This is a genomic window from Streptomyces sp. NPDC048415, assembly GCF_040651675.1.
Taxonomy (GTDB): domain Bacteria; phylum Actinomycetota; class Actinomycetes; order Streptomycetales; family Streptomycetaceae; genus Streptomyces.
The window spans coordinates 1-15,879 of the sequence record NZ_JBEZKJ010000030.1; the positions used below are offsets into that span (position 1 = coordinate 1).

14 protein-coding genes are annotated in these 15,879 nt (G+C 70.7%); 7 read left to right on the forward strand and 7 right to left on the reverse strand.

Annotation, left to right across the window (positions count from 1 at the left end; translation table 11 throughout):
* Both AB0D27_RS20760 and AB0D27_RS20765 read right to left on the reverse strand, forming a co-directional pair.
* A partial coding sequence (locus tag AB0D27_RS20760) for an AAA family ATPase (protein ID WP_362510618.1) occupies window positions 1–2,351 on the reverse strand: 2,351 nt, incomplete at its 3' end.
* Between the two features lie 233 nt (window positions 2,352–2,584).
* Complete coding sequence (locus AB0D27_RS20765) at window positions 2,585–4,123, reverse strand: MFS transporter (RefSeq protein ID WP_362510621.1); 1,539 nt, start codon at window positions 4,121–4,123, stop codon at window positions 2,585–2,587.
* 110 nt (window positions 4,124–4,233) lie between these two features.
* On the opposite strand from AB0D27_RS20765, the gene AB0D27_RS20770 reads away from it, so the two are divergent.
* Window positions 4,234–4,821 (forward strand): TetR/AcrR family transcriptional regulator, encoded by a 588-nt coding sequence (locus AB0D27_RS20770; protein WP_362510624.1) that lies wholly within the window; start codon window positions 4,234–4,236, stop codon window positions 4,819–4,821.
* A 20-nt stretch (window positions 4,822–4,841) separates the two neighbouring features.
* Here the strand turns inward: AB0D27_RS20770 and AB0D27_RS20775 are convergent, their stop codons facing one another.
* Entirely contained in the window at window positions 4,842–5,213 is a 372-nt protein-coding gene (locus tag AB0D27_RS20775; protein ID WP_362510627.1) for a hypothetical protein, read from the reverse strand.
* Window positions 5,214–5,267: 54 nt separating this feature from the next.
* On the opposite strand from AB0D27_RS20775, the gene AB0D27_RS20780 reads away from it, so the two are divergent.
* Entirely contained in the window at window positions 5,268–5,504 is a 237-nt protein-coding gene (locus AB0D27_RS20780; RefSeq protein ID WP_362510629.1) for a hypothetical protein, read from the forward strand.
* Window positions 5,505–5,522: 18 nt separating this feature from the next.
* Here the strand turns inward: AB0D27_RS20780 and AB0D27_RS20785 are convergent, their stop codons facing one another.
* A complete protein-coding gene (locus tag AB0D27_RS20785; RefSeq protein WP_362510632.1) occupies window positions 5,523–6,716 on the reverse strand; it encodes a helix-turn-helix domain-containing protein in 1,194 nt (397 codons plus the stop codon).
* A gap of 164 nt (window positions 6,717–6,880) precedes the next feature.
* Between AB0D27_RS20785 and AB0D27_RS20790 the strand changes: the two genes are divergently transcribed.
* Together AB0D27_RS20790 and pruA are read left to right on the forward strand one after the other, a co-directional pair.
* On the forward strand, window positions 6,881–7,807 hold the full coding sequence (locus AB0D27_RS20790; RefSeq protein ID WP_362510635.1) for a proline dehydrogenase family protein: 927 nt from the start codon (window positions 6,881–6,883) through the stop codon (window positions 7,805–7,807).
* Between the two features lie 237 nt (window positions 7,808–8,044).
* Complete coding sequence (gene pruA / locus AB0D27_RS20795; protein ID WP_362510638.1) at window positions 8,045–9,676, forward strand: L-glutamate gamma-semialdehyde dehydrogenase; 1,632 nt, start codon at window positions 8,045–8,047, stop codon at window positions 9,674–9,676.
* A 7-nt stretch (window positions 9,677–9,683) separates the two neighbouring features.
* Here the strand turns inward: pruA and AB0D27_RS20800 are convergent, their stop codons facing one another.
* Window positions 9,684–10,553, reverse strand: coding sequence for an alpha/beta hydrolase (locus AB0D27_RS20800; protein ID WP_362510641.1), 870 nt, complete (start codon window positions 10,551–10,553; stop codon window positions 9,684–9,686).
* Between the two features lie 130 nt (window positions 10,554–10,683).
* Here AB0D27_RS20800 and AB0D27_RS20805 point away from each other — a divergent pair, with 130 nt between their 5' ends.
* A complete protein-coding gene (locus AB0D27_RS20805) occupies window positions 10,684–11,223 on the forward strand; it encodes a GNAT family N-acetyltransferase (RefSeq protein ID WP_362510644.1) in 540 nt (179 codons plus the stop codon).
* A gap of 37 nt (window positions 11,224–11,260) precedes the next feature.
* Here the strand turns inward: AB0D27_RS20805 and AB0D27_RS20810 are convergent, their stop codons facing one another.
* On the reverse strand, window positions 11,261–12,262 hold the full coding sequence (locus AB0D27_RS20810; protein WP_362510647.1) for an NADP-dependent oxidoreductase: 1,002 nt from the start codon (window positions 12,260–12,262) through the stop codon (window positions 11,261–11,263).
* 515 nt (window positions 12,263–12,777) lie between these two features.
* Here AB0D27_RS20810 and AB0D27_RS20815 point away from each other — a divergent pair.
* The gene (locus tag AB0D27_RS20815) at window positions 12,778–12,906 is read left to right on the forward strand and encodes a hypothetical protein (RefSeq protein WP_362510650.1); all 129 of its coding nucleotides are present in this window, start codon (window positions 12,778–12,780) and stop codon (window positions 12,904–12,906) included.
* A gap of 50 nt (window positions 12,907–12,956) precedes the next feature.
* Here AB0D27_RS20815 and AB0D27_RS20820 read toward each other — a convergent pair whose 3' ends face one another.
* Window positions 12,957–14,519, reverse strand: coding sequence for a metallophosphoesterase family protein (locus tag AB0D27_RS20820; RefSeq protein ID WP_362510653.1), 1,563 nt, complete (start codon window positions 14,517–14,519; stop codon window positions 12,957–12,959).
* Between the two features lie 129 nt (window positions 14,520–14,648).
* On the opposite strand from AB0D27_RS20820, the gene AB0D27_RS20825 reads away from it, so the two are divergent.
* Complete coding sequence (locus AB0D27_RS20825; RefSeq protein ID WP_362510656.1) at window positions 14,649–15,692, forward strand: 3-isopropylmalate dehydrogenase; 1,044 nt, start codon at window positions 14,649–14,651, stop codon at window positions 15,690–15,692.
* Window positions 15,693–15,879 lie beyond the last annotated feature (187 nt).

A 15,879-nucleotide genomic window follows, 5' to 3' on the forward strand; every position in this document is an offset into this window, starting at 1 on the left:
AGGAACCCTCGCTTCTCTGCGACCTGATCCCGCCGGACAGGCCCTAGTCCTGGCCCGCCGGCCGATACACGCACACCGACGTCGGGCCGGTCGGTCGCCGAGTCGCCGGTGAGCGCCGCGATCGTGGCGCGCATCCGCTCGACGGCGGCCTCGGCGTCCCCTCCCGCCGCTGCGGCGTCGGTCAGCACGATGCCCGCGACGAGCGTGGCCATCCAGTCGAACGGCCCGTCGAGGAGGGCGTGGGCACGGTCGGTGGCGTCCTGATCGCCGCGCGCCAGGGCGACGTACAGCGCGGGCCCGGTCGCGAACCCGCCCGCCGCGGGCAGCCGTTCGGCATCCGCTTCGGCCGCTCGCGCGCACTCCTCCCAGCGGCCCAGGGTGTAGAGCACCAGGGACTGCAAGTAGCGCAGCTCCAGGGCGTACGGCGAGGAGATCAGACCCGCGCGGCGGGCGCGGTCCAGGCCGTCGGTGAGCCAGGTCAGGCACTCGTCGAGGTCACCGGATTCGTAGCACCCGACGGCGAGGTTGTAGAGCGCGCGCATCTCGACCGGTATGTTGCTCGCCCCCCGGGCCAGCTCGCGGGCCTGGCGCAGCCGGTCGCGGCCTTCCGGTGTACGCCGGTTGGGCGCTTCCAGGCCGACCAGGGAGATCATCAAGTCGGCCTGGGCGTCGGCCAGTCGGAGCTGTTCGGCGATGCTCAGCGCCTGCCGGGCGACCCGCTCGGCGTCCTCGTCACGGCCCACGTAACGCGCGGCCATGACGTGGGTGGCCGCCGCCCACACCCAGGTGTACGACGGCGGCTCGGCGGGGATCATGGCCAGCGCCTCGCTGCTGTAGGTGAACGCGGCTTTCAGATTGTCGATGCGCATCAGGTTGCCCGCCAGGGTGTAGCGCACGCGGGCGGCGAGTTCGGAGTCGGCGTCCGAGCCGGCCCTGGCGAGCGCGGCGCGGGTGAGGTGGACCGCCCGGTGGGTCTCGCCGGCGTGCGCGGCGGCAGCGGAGGCGCGCAGGGTGAGGGTCACCGAGTCGCCGTCCTGGGGGCGGGCGGCCGGATCCACCGCCGGCCACAGTTCGAGGACGGTCTCCAGATGGCGCAGCTCCTCGGCGGGCGCGCCGACCCGCTGGGCGTGGTCGGCCGCTTCGAGCGAGGCCGTGAGCGCGTCGGCGAGGTCATGGCTCTCGCGTGAGTGATGGGCGCGCTCCGCCGCGCTCTCGCCCGAACGCCCGTGCCCCGCGAGGAGCTTGGCGAACGCCCTGTGCAGCCGGACCCGCTCGCCGGGCAGTAGATCGGTGTACACGGCCTCGCGGGTCAGAGCGTGCCGGAAGGAATACGTGCCGTCCTCGCCGGGGACCAGCAACTGCCGGCCGACGGCCTCGCGCAGCGCCGACTCCAACTCGTCCTCGGGCAGTTGTACGGCGGCACGCAACAGGTCGTGCTCGACGCGGCGGCCCGCGACGGCGGCCGTGCGCAGCACCTGCTGGGCGGTCTCGGAGAGTTGCTCGATGCGGATGAGGAGGACGTCGGCCAGGCCGCTCGGCATGGCGGGCGATGCGGGGTCGATGTCGCCGGGCAGGGCGGCGAGCAGCTCCTCCGCGTAGAAGGCGTTGCCCTCGGCGCGGTCGACGATATGGCGGACCGTGGTGTCGGAGAGGGGGTCGGTGCGCAGCGCCCGCACGAGACGGGCCACCTCGGCGTCGGGCATCGGCCGCAGCTCCAGGCGGTCCACCGAGGGCAGCCGGATCAGCTCGGCGAGCAGGGGGCGCAGGGGGTGGCGGCGGTGCAGGTCGTCCGCCCGGTACGAGGCGAAGATCGCCAGGCGGTGGGCGGGGGCACCGGCCGCGGGACTGTGCAGCAGCCCGCGGCTGAGCAGGAAGCGGAGCAGGTCGCGGGAGGACTGGTCGGCCCAGTGGAGGTCTTCGAGGACCAGGAGAAGGGGGGTGATGCCGGCGAGGTCGGCGAGGAGGGCGGCCATGCCCTCGAAGAGGCGCAGGCGGCTGCCGGGGTCCGGCATGGCGTCGGTGCCGGTGCCCAGCAGGCGGTCCACCGCCGGGTGCGCCGCGAGCGCGGGGGCGAAGCGGTCGTCGGTGGCCAGGACGCCCAGGATCTCCGTGAACGGCAGGTACGGCAGGCCCACGTCGCCCAGGTCCACGCAGTGGCCGGTGAGGACCGTTATGCCGGTGGTGGTGGCGTGGGTGGCGGCTTCCGTCAGCGTGCGGGTTTTGCCGACGCCGGCGTCGCCCGCTATCAGTACGGCGCGGGGGGCGCCGTTCGTTGCCCGGTCCAGCACGCCGGTGAGCCGGGCGAGTTCGTCCTCCCGGCCGATGAACGGCGTACCGAATGTCTGGGCCACGGTGACCATCCTGGCACGCGCCACCGACAGCCGATGGTTCTCGCCCCTCCGCCCCTACCCGTCCCGTACCTGGGGGCTCCGCCCCCCAGACCCCCCTGTCGCGCTTCGCGCTCGTCCTCAAACGCCGGACGGGCTAAAGGTTTTCAGACCTCCCAAGGACGGGACGGGCAGGGGCGGAGGGGGCGAGAACCCGGACGGGCCGGGAATCCCGGCCCGTCCGCGAAAGCGCACCCTCAGACAAGGGACTCCGCGGCCTCGGCCTCGCGCACGTGCACCCTCCGCAGCGTCGTCGTGGCGAGCACCGCCGCCCCGAGGAGCAGCACCGCCCCCGCGATCGCCGCCGCCTGCATCCCGCTGGTGAAGGCCTCGCGCGCGGCCGTCGCCAAGGCCTGCCCCGCGGAGCCCGGCAGCTGCTCGGCGACGGCCAGCGCGCCGCCGAGGGTCTCGTGGGCCGGGGCCGGGACCCCGGAGGGGATGTCGTGGCGGTAGACCGCCGTGCCGATGGAGCCCAGGACCGCCATGCCCAGCGCGCCGCCGAACTCCGCGCCGGTCTCCAGCAGTGAGGAGGCGGCGCCCGCGTTGCCCACCGGGACGGTGCCGAGGGCGAGGTCCATCATCTGCGACATCACGGTGACGATCCCGGCGGCGAGGACACCCGCGCCGGCGAGCACGAGCCACATCGAGTCGGTACCGGCGAGGGTCAGCAGCCCATAGCCGCAGGCGGCGGTGACGAAGCCGGCGGAGACGACGTGGGCGCGGTGCACACCCTTCTGCACCAGTTGCGCGGCGACCGGCGCGGCCACGCCGACCAGGACCGTGGGGAGCAGCGCCCACAGCGCGGCCTCCATGGAGCTCTTGCCGAGCACGGACTGGAGGTACTGGGTGGTGAAGTACGCCGAGCCCATCATCCCGAAGGAAGAGATCAGGTTGAGGACGACGGCGGGTGCGAAGCCGCGGCCGCGGAACAGGGCAGGGGAGATCAGCGGGGACTTCGCGGTGCGCTGGCGGTGGATGAAGAGGGCGGTGAAGACCAGGCCGACGACGATCGAGGCGACGTACTCCAACTTCCAGCCGTCGGAGGGGATTTCCTTGATGCCGTAGATGACCGGCAGCACGGCGGCCATCGACAGCGGCACGCTGAGCAGGTCGAAGCGGCCGGGCTCCGGGTTCTTGGACTCGGGCAGCAGGATCGGGCCGAGGACGAGCAGCAGCACCATCGCGGGCAGGTTGACCAGGAAGACCGAGCCCCACCAGAAGTACTCGACCAGGACGCCGCTCATCACCGAACCGAGCGCGATACCGCCGGTCATGACGCCGGACCACAGGCCGATCGCCTTCGCGCGCTGGCCGGGGTCGGTGAACATCGTGCGGATGATCGCCATGGTGGACGGCATCAGCGTCGCGCCGCCGATGCCGAGGAGCGCGCGGGCGGCGATCAGGGTCTCGGGGCTGTTCGCGTAGGCGGCGATCACCGAGGCGGTGCCGAAGGCGGCGGCGCCGAAGAGGAGGAGCTTGCGGCGGCCTATGCGGTCGCCGAGCGAGCCCATCGTCATCAGCAGCCCGGCGAGCACGAACGCGTAGATGTCGAAGATCCACAGCTGTTGGGTGCCGCTCGGCTCCAGGTCCGCGCTGATCGAGGGGATCGCGAAGTACAGGACCGAGACGTCCATCGAGACCAGGAGCAGCGGAAGCATCAGGACGCCGAGGGCGGTCCATTCGCGGCGGCCGGCGAGGGCGCCGGGTGCGGGAGTCGTGCTCGTCGAGTTCGTCATGCCAGGGACTGTACGGGCGTCTTAAACACTTGTCTAGTACGAGCGTATAAGACGCTCGTTTCGTACGATCGTCTAGGACGCTTGTCTGGATCGGGGGTACGCTGGCTCGTATGGGACACCGTGAGGATCTGCTCGAAGGCGCCAAGCGCTGCCTGCTGGAGAAGGGGTTCGTGCGCACGACGGCGCGCGACATCGTGAAGGAGTCGGGGACCAACCTGGCGTCCATCGGCTACCACTACGGCTCGAAGGACGCTCTGCTGACGCAGGCCTTCGTGGAGCTCATCCAGGAGTGGGGCGAGAAGTTCGATCCGCCCTCGGCCCGTGAGGCCGAGCCCGGGGGTTCCGTCGAGCGTTTCCGCAGCGTGTGGGCGCGGATGCTGGAGTCCGTCGACGACTTCAAGCCCCTGTGGGCGGCCAGCATGGAGATCGCCACGCAGGGGGACCGGGTACCGGAACTGCGCGATCTGATGGCGAAGGCGCAGATCGAGGGCCGGTCCGGGCTCGTCGCGATGTTCACGGACCTGGACGAGGCGACGCTCGACGAGAAGACCGTCCAGTCGGTCGGCGGCTTCTATCAGGCGCTGCTCAACGGACTGATGGTGCAGTGGCTCTTCGACCCGGCGAGCGCCTCCACCGCGGACGACCTCACCGAGGGGCTGCGGCGGGTCATCGACGCGGCGGCGAAGGCGAAGGACTGATGTCCTCTTCGGCGCGGGCCCTACGCGTCTCCCGTCCGCCGCTGGTCCCGGCATGCGGGCACCAGTGCCACCAGCATCAGTAGGGCGGTGACGGCGAAAGCCCACGGATAGCCCGTCCACCCGGCGAGCGCGCCGAAGCCGACCGCGCCGACGCCCATGCCACCGTCGTAAGCGAGGTTCCACACCGCGCTGACGGTGCCGTATCCGGAGGCCGGGACCCGCGCGTACATCAGGGTCAGCGTGGCGTTCTTCGCGGAGCGCCTCGACAGCAAGAGCTGGAACGAGCAGTACGCCGACGACCTGGGCCTATGGGCCGCCCGCCGGTACGAGCGGCACGAGGAGGCCGACGACCGCGAGCGCGCCGTACTGCTGCTCACCGCCTGCCAGACCATGCGGATCTCCTCTCCGAGCCCACCGCTCTCCTGGTCCGGGGCGTCCTCACGGCGATGCGCGCCGTCGCCGCCGCGCCCCGCCCCGGGGAGTGCGCGCACGACGACGAGCACCCGGCCCTGCGGGACGCGCAGTTCCGGCACGGCCTGCCGCACTTCTACGCGCCCCGGGAGTTCCCGCCGGCCGGGCAGCCCCGCGCCCCGGAGGCGTGGACCTGCCCGCGGTTTACGGGGGAGGTCGCCGAGGAGTGCGTCAGTGGACTGGAAGGTCTGTACGAAGACGAGAGCTCGTAGGCGGACGAGGCCCCTTCCCTAGAGCCGCGCCCCCTTCAGTGCCATGTGCAGCAGCAGCCGGTCCTCGCCGTCGTCCAGGTCCAGGCCGGTGAGCTGTTCGACCCGGGAGAGGCGGTAGTAGAGCGTCTGGCGGTGGATGCCCAACTCCGTTGCCGTGCGCCCGGCTTGGCCCGCGCAGTCGAGGAACACCTCGGCCGTGCGGGCCAGTTCGCGGTGGGCGGGGGACAACAGGGCGCGTACGACGGGGTCCTGGGCGATCTCCGGGGGCAGGGACGTCAGGAGGCGGAAGGGGCCGATGGCCGCCCATTCGGCGACCGGGCCCAGGCGCGGCTCGGCCAGTACCGCGCGCGCGGCGGCCGACGCCTCCTGCCAGGCGGCGCCCAGCTCGGCGAGACCCACCCGGGCTCCGGCGACCCCGGCCGCGGTCGCGCCCGCCTCCTCCGCCTCCCGTACGAACCGGGAAGCCGCCGTCAGCGCCGGAGTCAGGACGTCCGCCGACCGCAGCCGTACGAGCAGGGCCAGGCTGTGCCCGGCGGCCCCCCACGGCACCGTGCACAGCGCGGTCGCGCCCGGCACCGTACGGGCGGAGGGGGCGTCGTCCGGGTCGGCGGAGGGCCAGGGTGCGACGCAGACGACGGTGTGCAGTACGTCGCCGCGCGGGCCGAGAGCCGTGCGCAGTTCGGCGACGGCCATGTCGCGCTGCCAGCCGCGCTCCGCGGTCAGGACCGCGCGCAGCTCGCGGGTGAGGTCCGCGCCGGCCTGCGCCTCGTCCGCGAGCAGGGCGCCGATGCGGGAGGCGACCTCCATCGCGGCGCCGAGCTGGGCGTCGGTGGGGCCGGGGTCGTCGTCGAGGAGCCAGACGTAGCCCAGAACGATCCTCCGATGGCGTACGGGCAGACAGATCCGTCCCCGGTACACCCCCGCTTCCGGGGTCGGCGGAATGCGCACCGGGTCGGTGGCACGGGTGATGCCGAAGCCCTCGAACCAGGTGCGGACCGCCGTGGTGGAGCGGCGCGTGAGGATCGAGCGGGTGCGCACGGGGTCGAGGGCCGACGGGTCGAGCTCGCCCTCGCTGTCGTACGCGCCGAAGGCGATCAGCTCGAAGTCACGGTTCTCCAGCGTCGCGGGCACGCCCAGGAGCGCCGAGATCTCGTCGACCAGCTCTTGGTAGGCGCCTCTGTATTCACCCGTCACTTGGGCATTCTCCCGCATTTCCGGGAGCCCTTCATACATCTGTCTGAAATCCAGGGCACGGATGCGTGACAGCTGTCGATGGCACAGGATCGGAGGGATCCTTAGGTTTCACGGTGGTTCTCCGTGCCGTATCCGAATGGTCGGGATACGGCCTCCTGGTCGCTTTGTTGTGGAGGTGCCCCGTGCTGGGTCCCGTGATTCTCGCCGCGTCGCGCAGCGACAAGATGCGCCGCTTCGTGTCGGCGGCTCCCGGCACCAAGCAGGTGGTCGCCCGCTTCATCGCCGGTGAGACGGTCGATCAGGTCGTTCCGGTCGTCGAGGACGCCGTCGACAAGGGGCTCGAGGTCACCCTCGACGTCGTCGGCGAGGACATCACCACGCGCGAGCAGGCCTACGCCGCCCGTGACGCGTACCTGGAGCTCATCGAGCGCCTCAAGGACCTGGACCTCGGCACCAAGGCGGAGATGTCCGTCAAGCTGTCGATGTTCGGCCAGGCGCTGGAGGGCGGCCACGAGCTGGCCCTCGGCAATGTCCGCCCGGTCGTCGAGGCCGCCGCCGCCATCGGTACCACCGTCACGCTGGACGCCGAGGACCACACCACCCTCGACTCGATGTTCGCCATCCACGAGGAGCTGCACAAGGACTTCCCGCAGACGGGCTGCGTGATCCAGGCCTATCTGTTCCGCACCGAGGCCGACGCCCGCCGCCTGGCGGCGAGCGGCAGCCGCGTACGCCTCGTGAAGGGCGCCTACAAGGAGCCCGCCGAGGTCGCGTACCAGCAGAAGGCCGAGATCGACAAGGCGTACGTCCGCGTCCTGAAGGTCCTGATGGAGGGCGAGGGGTACCCGATGATCGGCTCCCACGACCCGCGGCTCATCTCCATCGCGCAGGAGCTGGCCCGGCGCGCCGGGCGCAAGCTGGACGAGTACGAGTTCCAGATGCTGTACGGCATCCGCGGCGAGGAGCACCTGCGGCTCGCCGCCGAGGGCCACCGCATGCGCGTGTACACCGCCTACGGCACCGACTGGTACGGCTACTTCATGCGCCGCCTCGCGGAGAAGCCGGCCAACCTCCTCTTCTTCGCCCGCTCGATCCTCACCAAGGGCTGAGCGGTAGCTGTCGGCATCCGGGTACATCCTGGGTAACGGCAGCTACCGCCCATCGGTCGGCTGAGCCGACCCGGTTCCGGAAAGGAGTTACGGAACCCGTGACTCCGCCCCCTGGGGGCTTCTCACTCGCCCGCCGCAGCGAGCTCGTGAAGGTCAAGCCCTGACCGCCGACCAACATACGCACATGGCTTCGGTTCTCCCGGCTGAAGTCAGGGATTCACTCGGAAGAGGTAGCTCATGGACGCTGTGACCCAGGTCCCCGCCCCCGTCAACGAGCCGGTGCACGGCTATGCCCCCGGCTCGCCGGAGCGCACCCGTCTGGAGGCCAAGCTCAAGGAGCTGGCCGAGAACCCGATCGAGCTGTCGATGACCATCGGCGGCGAGAAGCGGCTCGGCGGCGGTGAGCGCTTCGAGGTCGTGCAGCCGCACAACCACAAGGCCGTCATCGGCACCGGCGCGCACGCCACCCAGCAGGACGCGCAGGATGCCATCGACGCGGCCCTGGCCGCCGCGCCCGCCTGGCGCGCGATGTCCTTCGACGACCGCGCCGCGATCATCCTGCGTGCGGCCGAGCTGCTGGCCGGTCCCTGGCGTGAGACCCTCGCGGCCTCCACCATGCTCGGCCAGTCGAAGACCGCCCAGCAGGCCGAGATCGACTGTCCCTGTGAGCTCGTCGACTTCTGGCGCTTCAACGTGAAGTACGCCCGCGACCTGCTCGCCGAGCAGCCGCCGGCCAACTCGCCGGGCGTCTGGAACCGCCTCGACCACCGCCCGCTCGAGGGTTTCGTCTACGCGATCACGCCGTTCAACTTCTCGGCGATCGCGGGCAACCTGCCGACCGCGCCCGCGCTGATGGGCAACGTCGTCGTATGGAAGCCATCGCCGACCCAGACCCACGCCGCCGTGCTGCTGATGCAGCTCCTGGAGGAGGCCGGTCTGCCCAAGGGCGTCATCAACCTCGTCACCGGTGACGGCATCGAGGTGTCGAAGGTCGCCCTTGAGCACCGCGACCTGGCCGGCATCCACTTCACAGGGTCCACGAAGACCTTCCAGTACCTCTGGAAGACGGTCGGCAACAACATCGAGAAGTACCGCTCCTACCCGCGCCTGGTCGGCGAGACGGGCGGCAAGGACTTCCTGGTCGCGCACCCGAGCGCCGACCGTGCGGTCCTGAAGACGGCGCTCACCCGCGGTGCCTTCGAGTACCAGGGGCAGAAGTGCTCCGCCACCTCCCGCGCGTATGTCCCGGCCTCCATCTGGAACTCCGGTTTCAAGGAGGAGTTCGCGGCCGAGGTCGACTACCTGACCATGGGTGACGTCGCCGACCTGTCGAACTTCATCGGCGCGGTCATCGACGAGCGGGCCTTCGCCAAGAACAAGGCGGCCATCGACCGCGCCAAGTCCGACCCGAGCTGCACGATCGTCGCGGGCGGCTCGTACGACGACTCCGTCGGCTACTTCGTACGCCCGACCGTCGTCGAGTGCGCGGACCCGGAGAACGAGGTCTTCAAGACGGAGTACTTCGGCCCGTTCCTCGCCGTGCACGTCTACGAGGACGACAACTACGACGAGATGCTGACCCAGATGGAGTCGGCGTCCGACTACGCGCTGACCGGCGCGGTCATCTCCAACGACCGTGCGGCGGCCGCGTACACGATGGAGAAGCTCCGCTACGCCGCGGGCAACTTCTACATCAACGACAAGTCGACCGGTGCCGTCGTCGGCCAGCAGCCCTTCGGCGGCGGCCGTGCCTCCGGCACCAACGACAAGGCCGGCGCCCCGCAGAACCTGATGCGCTGGACCCTGACCCGCGCCATCAAGGAGACGCTGGTCCCGCCGACCGACTACGGCTACCCGCACATGGGCTGACGCTCAGTCACACATGTCGGGCCAGGAAGTCGTCCATCAGGGCGGCGACCTGGCCCGCGTGCGTTTCCAGGGCGAAGTGGCCCGTGGGCAGGAGATGGATCTCGGCGTTGGGGAGGTCGCGCCGGAAGGCGAGGGCGCCCGCCGGGACGAAGATCTCGTCGTGCCCGCCCCAGACCGCCAGCAGCGGGACCTGGCTGGTGCGGAAGTACTCCTGGAAGGCCGGGTAGAGGGCGAAGTTGGAGCCGTAGTCGGAGATCAGGTCGAGCTGGATGTCGGGCTGGCCGGGACGGCCCATGAGGGCCACGTCGTGCGTGTACGCGTCGGGACTGACGAGCGTGGGGTCCGGGACGCCGTGCAGGTACTGCCACTTGATGCCGTCGGGACCGCTGATCTCACGGACCGGCGCCTCGGTCTCGGAAGTGCGCTCCGCGATCAGCGCGAGGACCGGCGCCCAGGCCTCGGCGCCCAGCCCCTCCTCGTACGCGTTGCCGTTCTGCGTGATGATCGCGGTCACCCGCTCGGGGTGCGCGAGCGCCAGGCGCAGACCGATCGGGGCGCCGTAGTCCTGGATGTAGAGCGCGTACTCCTTCAGGCCGAGCTGCTCGGTGAACTCACCGGTGATCTCGGCCAGTCGGTCGAAGGTGTACGGGAACTCGGTGGCCGCCGGGGTCGCCGAGCGGCCGAACCCCAGGTGGTCCGGGGCGATGAGGTGGTAGCGGTCGGCGAGGAGCGGCATCAGGTCGCGGAACATGTGCGAGCTGGTCGGGAAGCCGTGCAGGAGGAGCAGGACGGGCGCGTCCGCGGGGCCCGCCTCGCGGTAGGCGATCTCGTGACCGCGGACGGTGGTGGTGCGGTGGTGGACCCGGTGGCTGCTCATGATCGGTTCCCCTAACCTCTCAAGCCTATTTTGATGGTTGGCGCGGCGATGCGGACAGTGCATCATGAGCGACTGTAACCAGTCAACACGCTTTTGGGGGTTAGATTGCGCCTCGCGTGATACTGGCCCGATGACTCTCCGACTGCGGACCGTCCACACGGCGGACCTCACCCCCGCCGAACTCCGTGCCGCCCGCGAGCTCCTGGACGCCGCCTTCGGCGGGGACTTCAGCGAGGAGGACTGGGACCACGGGCTCGGCGGTCTGCATGTGCTCGTGCACGACGAGCGGGGGCTCGCGGCCCACGGCTCGGTGATCCAGCGGCGCGTCCTGCACCGCGGCCGCTCGCTGCGCGTCGGATACGTGGAGGCGGTCGGCGTACGGGCGGACGTGCGCCGCTCGGGCCTCGGCGGTCGGGTGATGGCAGAGGCCGAGCGGATCATCGAGGGGGCGTACGCGCTCGGGGCGCTCTCCGCGAGCGAGGAGGGGGCCGCCCTCTACGCCGGCCGGGGCTGGCAGAGCTGGCCCGGCCGGATCTGCGCGCTCGGCCCGGCCGGCGTCGTACGCCTCCCGGAGGAGGAGGGCACCACGTTCGTGCGCCCCGCCTCGGCCGGTTCCCTGGACCCGGCGTACGAGCTGGTCTTCGACTGGCGTGAGGGGGACGTGCTGTGACGGTCCCGTCGGGTGCGGTTCATGTGCCGACGGCCTCTCAGGCCTGACTGATGTCCCGCACGATCATCGTGCCCGTGTTGCCGCCGCGCAGCATCGACAGGAACGCGTCCACGATCCGCTCGAAACCGTCGACGACCGTCTCGTCGAGCGAGAGTCGGCCACTGAGCAGATGCGGTACGGCGAACTCGTACAACTCCTCCTGTGCGTCACGGTAGTCGCTCACCAGGAAGCCCTCGATCCGCAGGCTCTTCTCCACCACGTCGGCGTGGTTGAAGAGGACCGGCGGCGCGTCCGGTGTGTTGTACTGGCCGACCGTGCCCACCCGCACCACCCGGCCCCGGTCGCGCAACGAGCCGATGGCCGCGCCGAGTTGGTCGCCGCCGCCGTTGTCGACGCATACGTCGATACCGTCGGGCGCGGCCTTCCCGAGCAGCTCGGCCACCGGCCCCGAGCGGTAGTCGAAGGCCTCGTCGTAGCCGACCCGGTCCCTCAGGTACGCCACCTTCGCCGCGCCGCCCGCGCTGCCGATCAGCCGTCCGGCGCCCAGCAGTCGCGCGAACCTTCCGGTCGCCGTGCCGACCCCGCCCGCGGCCGCCGAGACGAACAGATCGTCCCCTTCCCGCAGTCGGGCGATGCGGGTGAGAGCGACGTACGCGGTCAGGCCGGTGCCGCCGAGCACGCTCAGATACGCGGACAGCGGTACGCCCTCGTGGCGGGGGAGGCGTCTGGTCTCGTCCGGGCGTACGACGGAGTGCGTGCGCCAGCCCGCGCGGTGGAAGACGATCTCCCCCTCGGGGAGCGCCGGGTCGCGGGACTCGATCACCCGGCCGAGGGCGCGACCCTCCAGAGGGGCGTTGAGCTCGAAGTCGCCATCCATCATTTCGCGGTGATACGGGTCGACGGACCAGTACAGGTTCTCGACGAGCGCCGCGCCCGGGCCCGGTTCGGGCACGGGTGACTCGGCGAAACGGAAGTGGTCCGAGGTCGGGAAGCCGGTCGGGCGGGCGGTCTGCAGCACGGTGAGCGCGATGTCGTTCATGGCAAGGGACCGTAGGAAGGAATGTGACCGCCCGGCAGAGGGTTGTGCTCATGGCACGGCCGCTTCCATGAGCCGTGTTCATAGCCGCAGGTGGGGAGCACTATCCGCAGCGGAGGGGGTGACTCCTTTCGCCACCCGCGTCAGCGCCCCCCGCAGCCAGCGAGGCGCCGGAGCCGGGCGAAGGCCTACGTGCCACGCCTGGCCGTGGCGGCGGGCGCTCTGCGTCCGCACTCCGCGGCTGGCGACGCCGTACGGACCGTCGTCCCAGGTTGGAGCGGTGTGACTCAATCCGCCGTCTCAGATAGTAGGAAGTCCGAGTAATTGTGGAGACAGACGCGCGGTCCTCGCCTACTTTTGTAGGAGCCGAACGTCTCGCTCGACCCAGCGAATGGCGGTCGTGAGCCGGAGCCCTTGGCAGGCAACCCCTGCGGCACCGCTCCCCGCCCCTTCCGGCGTCTCGTATCCCTCACGCATTTCCGGTCGCTGTGCGCCCGGAGGCAAGGAGTCGATTCACCATGGCCGAGACGACCGTCCGCCGAGTCCGCCACATCTCCCGTACGAGCGAGTCCGACCGCAAGAACGCCGCCGCCGCCCTCCAGCGCGCCCTCGACCGCAGGGACAACGGCGGCGCGACGGGCCACTGAGCCCACCACCTCTGCCGGGAGCCGCACCCGCACGGGGTGCGGCGCGGGGCCTACGCGCCGCGCCGCACCTCGAAGTGGTCGATGCGCTCGCCGCTCTGCGCGAGCGCCGACACCTTGAGCCGGGGAGAGCTAGCCGCCTCCACCTCCACCGAGAGGAAGGAGAAGCCGGTGTACCGCACGCGTGACCACTCGACCGTGTCCGGCTTCTGCTGCTGCGACTTGGTCCAGTGGAAGGTGTCCACGGACTCGTGGTCGGCGACCTTCCCCTCGTAGCTGTCCTTCACCCCGGCGGGGAACCGGTACAGGCTCTTGCCCGCGCCGCCCGCCGTGACGTACACGATCCCGTCCCGCGTCGGATCGGTCGACGCACCCACCGGCACCGGCTTGCCCACCGCGCCGCCCTTGATGGCGTCGGTCCGCTCGTACACGTGGTTGTGCCCGTTGATCACCAGGTCCACCTGGTGCTTGGCGAACAGCGCCAGCCAGGCGTCGCGAACGCCCCCGTCGGAGGCGTGCGTCGACGTCGAGTAGGCGCAGTGGTGGAAGAAGACCACGACGAAGTCGACCGCCTTCCGCAGTTCACCGAGCCGCTTGTCGACCCAGGCCGTCTGCCTGCCGTCCGTGTAGCCCAGGTTGGCGGGAATCTCGTACGACACGTCGTTCGCGTCCAGCGCCACGATGCCGACATTGCCGTACGTGAACGAGTACACGCCCGGCGCCTTCCGCGCGTCGAAACCGTTGTCCGGCAGGGACCAGCGCGCCGACTGGCCGCCGTAGCCGTTCGGCGAGTACCACGCCTCCATGTCGTGGTTGCCGGTCGTCACCATCCACGGCACCGACTTCGCCACCGTCTCGGTCTGCTTGAGGAACAGATCCCAGGCGCTGGGGTCGTAGACGTCGGAGTCCTTGCCGAGGCCGATCGAGTCGGCGTAGCAGATGTCGCCCGCGTGCAGATGGAAGGCCGGGTGCCGGCCGAGCAGCGCCTTGTCGCCCGCGAGCGCGTCGGGGGTGACGCCCTGGTCGCCGAAGGCGGTGAACACGAAGGTTCCGGGACTGGCCGGCGCCGTGCGGAAGGAGCCGACCGTGGAGTGCCGCTCCCGGGAGGCCGGGTCGAACCCCTCGTGACCGACGCCGTAGTAGTACGTCGTTCCGGGGCGCAGCCCGTCGAGCGCCGCGTGCAGGTAGTACTGGTCCAGTGCGAAGCGCTGCCCCGCGAGGGCCGGCGTGTGCAGGGCGCGCACCTCGGCCTCGATCTTCCGGCTCAGACCCCAGGGCGTCAGACCCACCCGTACATACGGCTTGCGCACCGCGAACGGCACCTGCCAGGAGATCCGCATCTGCGTCTTGGGGTCCGCGCCGAAGGCGAGGTGGCGGCCGAAGGGGGTGACGACGGACCCGGGTACGCGGCTGGTCGCCGGATTCGGCGTCGAGGTGGACGAGCGCGCACCCGCCGTGGCCGAGGAGCAGCCGGCCAGCAGCCCGCCGCCCGCGAACGCGCCCGCAGTGACCAGCGCGCGGCGCCGGGTGAGCTTCGTCCGCAGGTACTCGTGCTGCTCCGCCATGCTCATCCCGCGCGCGAGCGGCTCGGGAATGCCGACGTCAGGGGTGTCCATGTTCGAGAACTTCCCAGCAACTCCCAACGTCCGCCATACGTAAGAGTGAACGGGAGCCGACGAATCGCCGCCGTGTCCGTATGGCGGACATGGCGTGTCATCCCATGGGACCAGGAGTACGGTGCCGTCATGTCTCGCAGCATCAATCTCGCAGTGATCCCCGGTGACGGCATCGGCCAGGAAGTCGTGGCCCAGGGGCTCAAGGTCCTCTCCGCCGTCCTTCCGCAGGATGTGAAGCTGGAGACCAAGGAATTCGACTTCGGCGCCAAGCGCTACCACGCCACCGGTGAGACCCTCACCGACGCGGACCTGGACGCCCTGAAGCAGCACGACGCGATCCTGCTCGGCGCGATCGGCGACCCGTCGGTCCCCTCCGGCGTCCTTGAGCGCGGCTTCCTGCTCAAGCTCCGCTTCGCCTTCGACCACCACGTGAACCTGCGCCCCTCGAAGCTCCTCCCGGGTGTCGAGACCCCGCTCGCGGGCCAGCCCGCGATCGACTTCGTGGTGGTACGCGAGGGCACCGAGGGTCCGTACACCGGCAACGGCGGCACCATCCGCAAGGGCACCCCGCACGAGGTCGCCACCGAGGTGTCCGTCAACACGGCCTTCGGGGTCGAGCGAGTCGTCCGCGACGCGTTCGCCCGTGCGCAGGCCCGTCCGCGCAAGAAGCTGACGCTGGTCCACAAGAACAACGTGCTGACCTTCGCGGGCCACCTCTGGACGAACGTCTTCAACCGGGTGGCCAAGGAGTTCCCCGAGGTCACCACCGACTACATCCACGTGGACGCGGCGACGATCTATCTCGTCACCGACCCCGAGCGCTTCGACGTGATCGTCACCGACAACCTCTTCGGCGACATCATCACCGACCTCGCCGCGGCCGTCTCCGGCGGCATCGGCGTCGCCGCCTCCGGCAACATCAACCCGAGCGGCGAGTTCCCCTCGATGTTCGAGCCCGTGCACGGCTCGGCGCCCGACATCGCGGGCCAGGGCAAGGCCGACCCCAGCGCCACCGTCCTGTCCGTCGCCCTCCTGCTGCGCCACCTCGGCTACGAGGCCGAGGCCGCCCGCATCGAGGACGCCGTCTCCGCCGACCTCGCGGAGCGGGTGGGCAAGCCCGCCCGTAGCACCGACGAGATCGGCGACGCGCTCGCCGTACGAGTAGCCGGCTGACCCGCCGGGCCACTTACCCTTCGTAGGAGCCGCCGGGTCGCATCCGCACCCGGCGGCTTTTGCTATGCCCTCGCCGGGTGCCACCATCAACCCCTGGGCAATTCCCTGGGCCGCTACACACCGTTTTCGTCCACGGCTCTCCGCGCGCGATAATCGAACGCGGAGCCGCGGATTGAGGGAATGCTCG